Here is an 11,347-nt window from a genome sequence, read left to right as displayed (position 1 = left end):
CCCCGATCGGGGCGGCACGTTTTTTATGGCACGTTTTTTGTTATGGGAGATTCATTTGAGCCTCATAGTTATGTTCACGTTCGGGAACATAGCGCCAGTTGCCTCAGCTAAGTTCATGTTCGGGAACATAGCCATCCGCACCGCAAGACGGCCCGACTACTCAAAGTATTGGAACTTGTTCGTCGAGAAGGCAAACGTTACGACAAAGCCTTCGCCGGGGTCGGAGGCTGCGGTAACGTCGATGCCCATCTTGGAGCACAGGCGCGCCACCAGGTAGAGGCCGATGCCCGTTGCGTGCTTGGTGGTGCGGCCGTTGTCGCCGGTAAAGCCCTTCTCGAACACGCGTGGCAGGTCTGCCGTGCACACGCCGCAGCCGTTATCGGCAACGGTAAGCTCAATGCGCTCGCTCGCCAGGCCCTCGTCCAACAACGCGCCCGAAAACACGATCTTCGCGCCGTCCTCGCGCGCATATTTAATGCTGTTCTGAATGAGCTGGCCCAGGATAAACTCGAGCCACTTCTCGTCGGTAAAGACCTCGAAGTCGAGGTTCTCACACACCGGAGCCACGTGCGCCGCAATGAGCTCGCGCGCGTTGGCCTTAATCGCACCCGTCACCAAGGTCTTGAGATCCCAGCGGCGAATCAGGTAGTCGCGTTCCACGACTTCCGAGCGCGCATAGTACAGCGCTTGGTCGATATAGCGTTCCACGCGAGCCAGCTCACGGCCCAGGTCATCCACACGCGACAGGTCGTCTTCGCTGCCGTCCAGGTTTTCCAAAATTAGATGGGCCGCCGCCAGGGGCAGCTTGGCCTCATGGACCCAGCTCTCGATATAGTCGCGATAGTCATCGGTCTGACGCCGGCCTTCGGCAACCTCGTCGCAGGCAGCTTTGCCCACCCGGCGCAAGACCTCGTACTCGAGCTCGCCCTCGGCATAGGTCGGGCATTGCACCATCTCCTGCACCCATACGGGGCTCTCCAGCTCCTCTGCCGCACGCTCCAGCTGGCGCAGAAAACGACGACGGCGCGCGTACTCGATCACGATGCCGAGCATACCAAAGATAAAGGACACGCCGACCGCCACGACCACAATAGATGTCGAAGCACCGGCGACCGTCAGCACAAAGCAGCTCAGCAGCACGCCGCACGCCCACACGGCGACGGGAAGCAGCGCATCTTTAAAGAATTTGCCAAACGACATAGCCGACCCCTAGACCGAATAGCCTTGGCCGCGGTGCGTTGTCAAATACCCCTTGATGCCGATTTTTTCGAGCGTAGTACGCAGGCGGTTGATGTTGACGGTGAGCGTGTTGTCGTCCACGAAGGCGTCGGAGTCCCACAGGTCCTGCATGATGGCCGAGCGCGAAACGATCTTGCCCGCGCGGCTCAGAAGCAGCGAGAGGATACGCAGTTCGTTTTTGGTGAGCTCGGTGCTGGTACCGGTTTGCGTATTGGTGACCATGGAGCGAGCGAGATCGAGCTCCAGCCCCTTGTGGACGAGCGTGCCGCGCTCGCCCGCCGCCGCGGTGCGACGCAGCAGTGCGTTGATGCGCGCCACGAGCACGCGCGCGCTGTAGGGCTTGGGAACAAAGTCGTCCGCGCCGAGCGTCATAGCCATGACCTCGTCGATCTCGGTCGTGCGCGACGTGAGAACGATGATGGGGACCTCGGATTCGCGACGGACCTCATGACAGATGTGCTGGCCGTCTTTGACAGGAAGCGTGAGGTCGAGCAGCACCAGGTCGGGCGCGGCAGCGAGAATATCGCGCGAGACGTGCTCAAACGATTCGCAGGCCTCGACCTCAAAACCGGCACGGGCAAGGATGTCGGCAAGCTCGCGACGAATGGGCTCGTCGTCCTCAACGATATAGATCAGCGCCATGGATTCCGTTCCCCTCTTAGTTGCCTTACAGCCATTATCGCCGCGAAGTCGCCGGCACGCGCCTCGCGCGGCAACAAGGTGACAGAACTGTTCGCGAACGAAAGGTCCGACTCGCCCTCGCTCGCAACGGGTGCGGGGATCAAATGATTATAAAATCCCCGTCCCAGAAAAATCATTTAGCGGCGGGCGCGGAGCTTTTCGTAGCCGTCGGCAAAAAAGGCGACCGTCGCTGCATCGGACTCGGCGGCGTCGGCATCGGCAGCGGGAACCACGCCGTGCTCGTCGCTCACCAGAAACAAAGCGCCCTTGAGCTGCGCGGGAATGTCTACGCGCGTGACCGAGATGCCCTTGGTCTGGGCCAGCTGCTCGATGAGCGTCGCCGTGCCGCACAGGAACTCGTCCGCCGGCGCCACAAAGGCGAGCTCGCCGTTGTTGACGGCGGCGAGCAGCTCGGGCGCCACACCAGTTTCGTCAGCCTCGGAGCGGGCCTCGGCAGAGCGGGCACGCAGCGCCTTGGCCGACGTATCGGCGAGCGGCTCGTACTCCCCCACCGTCATGGCGGCGTTGCCGTTGATGTCGATCACCAGCATGAGCACGCCGTCGCGTGCGGTGTAGTCGCCTTCGGCAAGCGACCACTCAACGTGCTGCTTGGCCCAGCTGAGCATGTTATGGGTAAGCGGCTCGCCCTGCACCAGGCGCTCGGATAGCGCACGGATGTGGCGGTTGAGCATGGGCACCTTTTTGTTGGACATGCGCCAACGGCAGATAAGCGCGGGCTTGTCGAGCGTAAACTTCTCGACCGCCTCCTGATTGGCGCAAAAGTCCTCGTACGCACGCTGATCCTCGGCATTGCCAAACAGCTCGGCATCATCAATCTGGGGCATGGTCATACCTTTCGTGTTAGTCATTCCGTCCTCTTATACCAAAAAGACGGCCCTCCAAACGGAGCGGCCGTCTTTTGCAGAGATTATTTTAGAAGCGAGGCCAGTCCAAGGGACGAGATAACATCCCATCCTCCCCAGTCAACCTAACAGGTCGGCGAGGGTTGCCCAGGTGCCGCAGATTGCCGTGAAAGAGGAGCGACGCGTACTTGGGTACGCGAGCGACGAATGAACGGCAAGGTGCGGTGGCTGGGCAAGCCGCAGCGCCACCTCCCTACTTAATGGCGGAAGTGGCGGGCGCCCGTGAAGACCATCGCAATACCATGCTCGTTGCAGGCCTGGATGCTCTCGTCATCGCGCTTGGAGCCGCCGGGCTGGATGATGCAGGTCACGCCGTGTGCGGCAAGCACGTCGACGTTGTCGCGGAACGGGAAGAACGCGTCGCTTGCGCAGGCAAAGCCGCCCTTCTCCACGCCCTCGCGCTCGCAGAAGTCCTCGGCGCGCTCGCAGGCAAGCAGCGCAGAGTCAACGCGGTTGGGCTGACCGGGGCCCATGCCAATGCCGGCCTTGCCCTTGGAGACCAGGATGGCGTTGGACTTGACGCCCTTGCAGACCTTCCAGGCAAACTCGAGCTCGGCCATCTCGGCATCGGTGGGCTTGCGGTCGGTGGGGAACGTAAAGGTCGCGGGGTCCTCGATCACGTGGTCGACCTCCTGCACCAGCATGCCGCCGTCGATGGAGCGCAGCTCCACCTTGGCGCCGTGGTCCACGCCGCCGGTAGCCAGCACGCGCAGGTTGGGGCGCTTGGCCATGCGCTCGAGCGCCTCGGCGGTGTAGCTCGGGGCGATGATAACCTCGACGAACTGCTTGTTCTGATCGGCAAAGTGCTCAACCAGCTCAAAGGGGACCTCGCGGTTGCAGGCGATGATGCCGCCGAAGGCGCTCTTGGGATCGCAGGCAAAGGCGCGGTCGTAAGCAGCCGTGATGTCCTCGGCAACGGCGGAGCCGCAGGGGTTCTGATGCTTGAGGATCACGCAGGCCGGCTCGTCGAACTCGCGCACCAGGTTCCAAGCGGCATCGGCGTCCAGATAGTTGTTGTAGCTGAGCGGCTTGCCTTGAATCTGCTCGGAGCCCACGAGCGGGAACTGCGAGCTCGCGGTGTTCTCGCAGCCCTCGGCAAAGCGGTAGACCGTAGCCTTCTGCTGAGGATTCTCACCATAGCGCAGGTCGTCGACCTTCTCCAACGAGATCTCGAGCTTGGCAGAGGTGTCCGCCACGTCGCTTGCCTGGGCGGCAAGCCAACGGGAGATAGCCGTGTCGTAGGCGGCGGTAGTCTGGTAGACCTTCACCTGCAGGCGACGACGGGTGGAAAGCGTGGTGCAGCCACCGGTCTCGCGCATCTCGGCCAGGACGGCATCATAGTCGGCCGGATCGGAGATGACGGTAACGCTCGCGGCGTTCTTGGCGGCAGAGCGCAGCATGGAGGGACCACCGATGTCGATGTGCTCGATGGCATCCGCAAAGGTGACCTCGGGGTTGGCGACGGTCTTCTCGAACTCGTACAGGTTGACGACGACCAGGTCGATTAGCTTAATGCCGTGCTGAGCGGCTTCCTGCATGTGCTGCTCGGAATCGCGACGGGCCAGCAGCGCGCCGTGAACCTTGGGATGCAGCGTCTTGACGCGGCCGTCCATCATCTCGGGATAGCCCGTGAACTCCTCGATGGGGGTTACGGGAACGCCCGCGTCCTCGATGGCACGAGCCGTGCCGCCCGTAGAGATGATCTCGACGCCAAAGTCGTCAACCAGCGTCCGTGCGAAATCGACGACGCCCGTCTTATCGGTAACCGAGATCAACGCGCGTGCGATCTTCACATCAGATCCCATGCAGTCCTCCTGTCTGGTACGCCGCCGTGCTCTGTGAGTCGGTGATACGTCGATCTGCAGCGCTCGCGCAGCGGCATTGAAAATACTGATTCAATGTAGCGCATCGAGCGCGACGTTGCATCCCGCAACGCACGGCTGTGCAGAAAAAGTTTACGAGCGGGGGGATGGGCACGGCACCGGGCACGGTGAGTTCATGGAACACAGGGGCACCATAATTAGATGCCAATGGCGTGGTAGAACTGTGCTCGATATGCATCCGCAAAAGAAAGAGGCACCATGGTCTCGCGGGTTCTCTACCGACCGTTTGATACCGAAGACTTCGACGCCATCGCGCTGATTCTGCAGCAGCTTTGGCATAACAATTCGGATAACGATGAGTACAACCGCCTCGAGGCCGCGTGCGACCTTGCCTACTGCCTTTCGTCGTCGACGTTTTCGCAGGTTGCGGTGATTGACGGTCAGGCGCGTGGCATTTCGCTCGCGCGTGCGGGACAGAGCTCCGGCGCCACCGTTAAGGAACACTGGATGGATACCGAACGCGCGCTGCTATCGCAGATGCGTGAGCTGGAGCCCGATGCCTGCGCCGAGTATCTCTCGTTTGTACGCGCAACCATCCGAACCAACAACCGTCTGCTCGAGAGCAGCCCGTTGCCGCACGACAACGAGGTCACGCTGCTTGCCGTGGATCGCGATGTCCATGGCCTGGGCGTTGGCACGGTTCTGCTCGATGCCGCAGTCTCGCACCTGTCCTCGCTTGGAGCGACGAGGGCGCACCTGTACACCGACTCCAACTGCTCGTGGAAGTTCTACGAGCTGCACGGCTTTAAGCGCACGGCCACGCACCGCGCCAACCGCGAAGAGCGCCGCCACGCCATGCCGCGTGAAAGCTTTCTCTACGAACTCGACCTAACAGCCTAGCCCAAGCAGCCACACCTAGTCATTTAAGAACGTCCCCAATGACTGATCCCCAACAACTAGTCATTTAAGTCTGTCCCCAATGAGTGGCCTAGGGGGTTTGTAGATAGCCCTGGTCAAAAAACATCAAATATGAGTACTGTTACCTTTTTAGTAGCAGCGATTTGGGACATTTTTGACGCTTGTAGGCATGACGACCAGCTGCATGAGCTGACGTAGCTCCCCAAATGTTCAATAAAATGGGCTCCTAACGAGAAGTACTCTCATTAGGAGCCCATTATTATGTGCAAACATATGTGACCAACGCAGCAACAGTACTCATATTTGGCATTTTTTGTCCACTGCCCCTTGCGCGAAGGTCCTCAGCGGAAAGTTTGACCCGTTTCGATGCACAAAAATGGGATGAATCTTCCCTGGCAACCGCCCAGAAAGATCCACCCCAAAGCAAGCGCTCGCTAGAACGTTCCGCCGCCGCCTCCGCCGACGCCGCCACCGCCGCCACCGGAAAAGCCGCCACCGCTGCCGCCGCTCGAGCTATCGGAACTCGAAGCCAGCTCGCGGATGGTCTCGTGGTACACATCGTTGAACGAATCGAGCGGGGACTCGTTGCCGTAGTGATGGTAATACCACCAGTAGCAGGGGTAGTTGTCGTAGAAATCGTCACTGTTGCGCAGGTCCGCAGGCACGGCTTCGGCCAGCTGTCGCAGCACTTCTTTCGAAACGCCCAGGGCAACGCCCATCACCAGAAACTTGTTCCACAAGATCAGGTCGCTGGGGACGGCCTCCTTCAGACGCGTAAAGTCCTCGAGCCAATGCTTGAGCGCCTTGCAGCGAGCCGCCACCTCGGCGCCCTCCTGCGTGTAACGGCGGAAGGTGCAGCTCAGGACAAAGCCCACGATCGTGACGGGGATCGAGATCATAGCGGCGCCGACATTGGCGTCCGCAAAGTCGGTATAGAACAGAGAGCCCAAAATGCCAAAGACAATGATGATGCCGAGAACCAGGCCGGCCACCATCGCGATAGTGCCATCCGATGCGATAAACTCGCACTCCTCCAGCTTGCCCTTAACCGTGCTCTGATAGTCCTCGAGCTTGTCGCCAACAGATTCAGTACGCTCGCTGGCATACTCCTCCAGCTCGCTAAACGTGCGCGAACGGACGCCGTCTTTATCGGGCTTAACGCCAGCGAAGAAGACCTTGAGCACGTCGCGATCGATGCCGTCCTTCTTGGCAGCCTTCCAGGCCTCGTCGGTCACTGTGATGCGATACGTCTGCTCCTCTTTTTCGCGACGGAGCAGACCCTTCTTCTTGGTCTCGGTCGCTTCTTCCAGCTTGATCACGCGGTCGTCGGTCAGCTTCATCAGCGTGGCGATATATGCCTGATCGGGCACGTCGTTCCAGCTCATAAGAGTTGCAAGCACCGCGGGATGATCGGCGGAGGGCACATCGCGGAAGTACTCGTCCTGGAAGAGCGGCTTGGGCTTGGGCCTGCGCAGCTTGAGCATCACGATTACACCGGTATAGGCAACCGCCACAACAACACACACCACGGCAATCGCGCTGGCAACCGCACGCGCGTGCTCACGGCGGGCGTTAGCTTCGTCGGCCCATTCCTTCTCTTCGCTCAGGATCGTTGACATGCGCTCTTCGCCCGAAGCGGCAAGCTGCGGCACCCAGTCGCTAGGGAAGGCGATGCGTGCCTCGGCGAATTCGCCCTGGTGCACGCAGGGAATGGTATAGGTGACCATGGGCTCGTCCGCATCGAGCGACACGTCGCCCGTCAGCGGGCCGTGGCCCCATGCGCGGAAGTTATCGCCCTTGACGGCAGCCGTCCCGGCAGCGGCATTTGCAAAGTAGACCTCCATCTCGACGTCATCGGAGTCCGCCGACCAGCCGTCGCCCACGAATTTCCAGTAGAGCTCGGCGGTATCGGCCCAGTTCATAACCGCACCGGTCATGGTGTAGCTCACGTAGTAGATTGCGCTGTCGCCGCTCTCGTGAGGGCTGAACACCTTAATCTTTACGCCGTCGTCGGACTGTTCCACCGTGTAAACGCCGTCGTCGCCTTTATTTGCGCTGTCGACCTTGTTAAACGCAGTGTCGTCTTCCTCGACGCTCAGCACATTGACGACCACCGAGCCGCCTTGCTGGTTAGAGCCTGTATTGATATCCCAATACACGCCGTTAATGTCATCGTCGAAATCGAACTGGCGTCCCTCGACAACGGTCAGCGAGCCATCGGCCTCAACCGTGGCACCGATATAGGTTTGGCTCATGGAGTAGCCGTCGGCGTGCGCGACGGCAGGCAGCAGCAACAACGCAAGCGCGACGAGTGCGCAGACGGAAGCGAACCGCGCAAACAGGCGGCGCTGCCGACAGGGCTGGGCAACGGGGGCGTTCATAGGCACATCCTTTGTCTGTGGTACCAGTAGCGTCATTGTCCCACGTTTGCGGGCGCACATGACGAACATCTAGGCCAGCGGAGTATCAAACGGGACGAAAGTCACGCCCGCACCCCGGCAGCTAGTCATTGGGAACGTTCTTAAATGACCAGTCATTAGGGGCACCCTTGGCATAGCCCGCCCCGGCAATAGATACCACTTCACAGCTCCGTCACAGGTGTAGCGGCTTTGTGTGGGCGCGGCCCGCGCTGATTGAGCCGCCAACCGAGGGGCATAAAGCAGTTGAGCGAAACGGTTTGCCCCTTTGCCGTTCGCTCGAGGATTATGTCCCCCTTTTCCGCGGAAACCCCGGCAGTTGCGAAGAGCTGCTGGGGTTTCTGTCGTCTAAGGTGCCGAGTTGATGGACAGGAATCAAGGCACCGAGTCTGCGGCCGCCATACGCAATGCGGGGCCTCGACAACTTGCGGGCCACAGTGACGCCTCCCCATCGTGCCCCGCGCTATACTCGTCCGCATGGATATCAAAACACGCAACATAGCAACACCCGCCGCGGACGCGCCAGCGACGCCACCCGCCTCCGCCCCCGCACCCGTCGTGGGCCGTTTCGCCCCGTCGCCCTCGGGCCGCATGCACCTGGGCAACGTGTTCAGCTGCCTGTGCTCGTGGCTTTCGGCCCGCAGCCAGGGCGGCAGCATCGTGCTGCGCATCGAGGACCTGGACGATCGCTGCAAGCGCCCGGAACTTGCCGCTCAACTGATTGACGATCTGACCTGGCTGGGGCTCGACTGGGACGAAGGCCCCTACTACCAGCACGATCGCCTGGATCTGTACGAGGACGCCCTGCGCCGTCTGCAAGACGCCGGCCTCACCTACCCCTGCTTTTGCACGCGCGCCGAGCTCCACGCCGCAAGCGCGCCGCACGCCAGCGACGGCACGCCCATCTACCGCGGCGCCTGCCGAAACCTTTCTGCCAAAGAAATCGCCCGCCGCAGTGCTCTGCGCGCCCCAGCCACGCGTCTGCGCGTGCCCACCGTCGATGATCTCGCAGACGACGTGATCGAATTCGTGGACCGCACGTATGGTGCCCAATGCGAGGCGCTCGCCACTGAGTGCGGCGACTTTTTGGTGCGCCGCAGCGACGGCGTGTTTGCCTATCAGCTGGCCGTGGTGGTCGATGACGCCGCCATGGGCGTCACCGAGGTCGTGCGCGGATGCGATCTGCTGGGTTCCACGCCGCGCCAGATCTATCTGCAGCATCTGCTGGGGCTGCCCATGCCGCGCTACGCGCACATTCCGCTGCTCATGTCACCGGACGGCCGCCGCCTTTCCAAGCGCGATCGCGATCTGGACCTTGGAGAGCTCCGCGCCCGCTTTGGCACACCCGAGGCACTGCTGGGCTGGCTCGCCGGGCAAACGGGCATCGTGCCGGACACCACGCCGCGCTCTGCCGAGCAACTGGTCGAGCACTTTAGCTGGGACGTTATCCGCGCACACCGGGAGAACATCACTGTAACGGCCGAGTAGCCGCTCACTCCACCCCTACGCAACATCCCAGGGCTGGAGTTCGTCGCCCAGGCGAACGATGCAGTCGTAGAGCACGGTATGGCGCTCGGCCGGGTTGGCATCCCGATGGAAATGCCCGTAATACCAGCACTTGTAATCCAAGCGGTCTTCCAGCTCATCGAAAAATGCCGTAAGCCGATCAACGGCGGGGGAATTCCAGCCGGGTGCCGGATAAAGCGTGGGCGAAAGCATGCGCGTAGGGCAGGTGTGGGTGACCACGTAGTCGACCTTCCAACCCACGCTGTCGAGCTTTGCCCGCGCCTCCTCAAAGTTGCGCTCGTCCGGCAGTTCCTGCGGCCACCAGCTGGAATAGGGAATGTGGTATCCTTTGTCCACGCTCGTGGCGCCGCCCATGGTAAAGATCGTTGAGCCGTCGAGCTCAAAAACCTCGCCGCGCGTCAGGCGCCGTATGGGGGAGGTATCCGACAGACGCTGCGTCAGCCCACCGTGCCACAGCTCCATGGGACGCTCCGCCCAGTGATCGAAACGCTCGTGGTTGCCGTCGACGAACAGCACGGTATAGGGGCGCGACTCCAGCCAAGCGATGTCGGCACATTCCTCGGCAGAGAAATCCCAGGGAAAGCCAAAGTCGCCCGCGACAATCAGATAGTCGTCGCTCGTCAGGCTATCCCCAAGGTCCCAATCGCGCAGCTTTTGCATGTCGAGGCCGCCGTGAATATCGCCCGTCACATAGACCGTCATCGGATCACCACTTCCCTCTTATAGGCTTCGAGATCGCGCTCGACCTGTTCATCGTCCGTAACGTTGACCCACCACGGCCACTTAACGCACTGCACCAGCTCGTCTACCTGCGCAAACCATAACTTGAGCTCATCCAAACTTACCGGGGCGTAACCGTTGGCGTCCACGCCCACGTCATAGCGCAGCAGCCCCTGCCGAAGGTTGAACTTGTTATACGCGCCGCCGCAGCTATGGATATGCCCGTGCAGATGCCAGCTGCCGTGCGACATGCCCTGCCAGTCGACCATGGGATAGTGGCTCAGCACGATTTTCTGCCGATCGATTTTGAGCACGCAAATGGGCGGCTCGACGATAAAAGCATCCGCTACGGCAGGCTGCGTCCAGTCTTTGTCGTGGTTGCCGGGTAGCAGGTGGACGTGCTTACATACGATGCTTTTACGCAACTCGTAGGCCTCTTGGACCGTCATCTTAAAGCTGAAGTCGCCCAAAATGTAAAGCTCGTCGTCCGCAGCGACTTTGCTATTAATGCTCGCGACCATGGCGTCGTTCATCTGCGCAACATTCGACCAAGGCCTGTCGGCGAGACGCAGCATGTTCTCGTGTCCAAAGTGTGTATCGCTGGTAAACCAGATCACGGGGACCTCCTAACGCTGCGGGGCATCCATCCCTTAGGGCTTACCCTTCGTTCTTCCATCCAAACGGGTCAAACACCCAAAAAGCTAGATCGAGCACGCCGCCGGTCATCATGGCGCCGGCAAGAGCCATGCAAACGTGTAGAGAGCTGGCGCTTCGAAGCACGTCAAATGGCCCCAAAACAGCCAGCAGCGCGACCGCTGCACCGGCAAGGCACAGCGTGAGACACGGCCCCGCGTCCTTGACGCATTTCTTTGCGAGATGCTTGGTGTTGTCACTCATCGATTTCGAGCTCCTTAGAGGGTCGTTGTTCAGGTACGTGCCGTCGCGGCAGAGCAGGACGGCAGGTTAAGTGTCCCACGCCACGCGGACACAGCTGAAAGCCCTCGCTCAAATAACAGCGCGCCGCAGGATTCGTATCACCTGCGGCGCGCCGAAAATGGTCCGCTTTCCTCCATCCCCAACGGATCAGCTGAGTTGGTGC

The 11,347-nt window shown here is 60.9% G+C and carries 10 protein-coding genes; 2 read left to right on the top strand and 8 right to left on the bottom strand.

What is annotated here, in order from left to right; genetic code table 11:
* Positions 1–156: 156 nt before the first annotated feature.
* The 4 genes from DXC18_RS02875 to purH all read right to left on the bottom strand — a co-directional run bounded on the left by DXC18_RS02875 (position 157) and on the right by purH (position 4,648).
* Positions 157–1,200: a sensor histidine kinase gene (locus DXC18_RS02875; RefSeq protein ID WP_117716267.1), complete on the bottom strand. Its 1,044-nt coding sequence runs from the start codon at positions 1,198–1,200 to the stop codon at positions 157–159.
* Between the two features lie 9 nt (positions 1,201–1,209).
* Positions 1,210–1,881 carry a response regulator transcription factor gene (locus DXC18_RS02870; RefSeq protein WP_117629944.1) on the bottom strand — a complete coding sequence of 224 codons (672 nt, stop codon included), beginning with the start codon at positions 1,879–1,881 and terminating at the stop codon, positions 1,210–1,212.
* Positions 1,882–2,057: 176 nt separating this feature from the next.
* Positions 2,058–2,789 carry a hypothetical protein gene (locus tag DXC18_RS02865; RefSeq protein ID WP_117629945.1) on the bottom strand — a complete coding sequence of 244 codons (732 nt, stop codon included), beginning with the start codon at positions 2,787–2,789 and terminating at the stop codon, positions 2,058–2,060.
* A 251-nt stretch (positions 2,790–3,040) separates the two neighbouring features.
* Positions 3,041–4,648 carry a bifunctional phosphoribosylaminoimidazolecarboxamide formyltransferase/IMP cyclohydrolase gene (gene purH / locus DXC18_RS02860; RefSeq protein ID WP_117716266.1) on the bottom strand — a complete coding sequence of 536 codons (1,608 nt, stop codon included), beginning with the start codon at positions 4,646–4,648 and terminating at the stop codon, positions 3,041–3,043.
* Between the two features lie 276 nt (positions 4,649–4,924).
* Between purH and DXC18_RS02855 the strand changes: the two genes are divergently transcribed.
* Positions 4,925–5,566 carry a GNAT family N-acetyltransferase gene (locus DXC18_RS02855; RefSeq protein WP_117635615.1) on the top strand — a complete coding sequence of 214 codons (642 nt, stop codon included), beginning with the start codon at positions 4,925–4,927 and terminating at the stop codon, positions 5,564–5,566.
* A gap of 452 nt (positions 5,567–6,018) precedes the next feature.
* Here DXC18_RS02855 and DXC18_RS10405 read toward each other — a convergent pair whose 3' ends face one another.
* The gene (locus DXC18_RS10405) at positions 6,019–7,965 is read right to left on the bottom strand and encodes a DUF2207 domain-containing protein (RefSeq protein WP_158551952.1); all 1,947 of its coding nucleotides are present in this window, start codon (positions 7,963–7,965) and stop codon (positions 6,019–6,021) included.
* A gap of 513 nt (positions 7,966–8,478) precedes the next feature.
* On the opposite strand from DXC18_RS10405, the gene gluQRS reads away from it, so the two are divergent.
* Positions 8,479–9,489 carry a tRNA glutamyl-Q(34) synthetase GluQRS gene (gluQRS, locus tag DXC18_RS02845; RefSeq protein ID WP_255413358.1) on the top strand — a complete coding sequence of 337 codons (1,011 nt, stop codon included), beginning with the start codon at positions 8,479–8,481 and terminating at the stop codon, positions 9,487–9,489.
* 15 nt (positions 9,490–9,504) lie between these two features.
* Here gluQRS and DXC18_RS02840 read toward each other — a convergent pair whose 3' ends face one another.
* Genes DXC18_RS02840 through DXC18_RS02830 form a run of 3 tightly spaced genes read right to left on the bottom strand, consistent with a single transcriptional unit; the run spans position 9,505 to position 11,145 of the window.
* The gene (locus DXC18_RS02840; RefSeq protein WP_117716265.1) at positions 9,505–10,230 is read right to left on the bottom strand and encodes a metallophosphoesterase; all 726 of its coding nucleotides are present in this window, start codon (positions 10,228–10,230) and stop codon (positions 9,505–9,507) included.
* Complete coding sequence (locus tag DXC18_RS02835) at positions 10,227–10,865, bottom strand: metallophosphoesterase (protein WP_117629951.1); 639 nt, start codon at positions 10,863–10,865, stop codon at positions 10,227–10,229. The genes DXC18_RS02840 and DXC18_RS02835 overlap by 4 nt, the downstream gene beginning before the upstream one ends.
* A gap of 40 nt (positions 10,866–10,905) precedes the next feature.
* Entirely contained in the window at positions 10,906–11,145 is a 240-nt protein-coding gene (locus tag DXC18_RS02830; RefSeq protein WP_117583597.1) for a hypothetical protein, read from the bottom strand.
* Positions 11,146–11,347 lie beyond the last annotated feature (202 nt).

The sequence above is a fragment of the Collinsella sp. OM08-14AT genome (genome assembly GCF_003438115.1).
GTDB lineage: Bacteria > Actinomycetota > Coriobacteriia > Coriobacteriales > Coriobacteriaceae > Collinsella.
Note: the sequence above shows the minus strand (reverse complement) of the source record. Positions and strands in the feature narration are given on the sequence as shown.

What these genes read in the sequence shown, in the direction of transcription:
- purH (WP_117716266.1), bottom strand. Translation starts at nt 4,648, where the DNA reads ATGGGATCTGATGTGAAGATCGCACGCGCGTTGATCTCGGTTACCGAT.
- DXC18_RS02855 (WP_117635615.1), top strand. Translation starts at nt 4,925, where the DNA reads ATGGTCTCGCGGGTTCTCTACCGACCGTTTGATACCGAAGACTTCGAC.
- DXC18_RS02840 (WP_117716265.1), bottom strand. Translation starts at nt 10,230, where the DNA reads ATGACGGTCTATGTGACGGGCGATATTCACGGCGGCCTCGACATGCAA.
- DXC18_RS02830 (WP_117583597.1), bottom strand. Translation starts at nt 11,145, where the DNA reads ATGAGTGACAACACCAAGCATCTCGCAAAGAAATGCGTCAAGGACGCG.
- DXC18_RS02865 (WP_117629945.1), bottom strand. Translation starts at nt 2,789, where the DNA reads ATGACTAACACGAAAGGTATGACCATGCCCCAGATTGATGATGCCGAG.
- gluQRS (WP_255413358.1), top strand. Translation starts at nt 8,479, where the DNA reads ATGGATATCAAAACACGCAACATAGCAACACCCGCCGCGGACGCGCCA.
- DXC18_RS10405 (WP_158551952.1), bottom strand. Translation starts at nt 7,965, where the DNA reads ATGAACGCCCCCGTTGCCCAGCCCTGTCGGCAGCGCCGCCTGTTTGCG.
- DXC18_RS02875 (WP_117716267.1), bottom strand. Translation starts at nt 1,200, where the DNA reads ATGTCGTTTGGCAAATTCTTTAAAGATGCGCTGCTTCCCGTCGCCGTG.
- DXC18_RS02870 (WP_117629944.1), bottom strand. Translation starts at nt 1,881, where the DNA reads ATGGCGCTGATCTATATCGTTGAGGACGACGAGCCCATTCGTCGCGAG.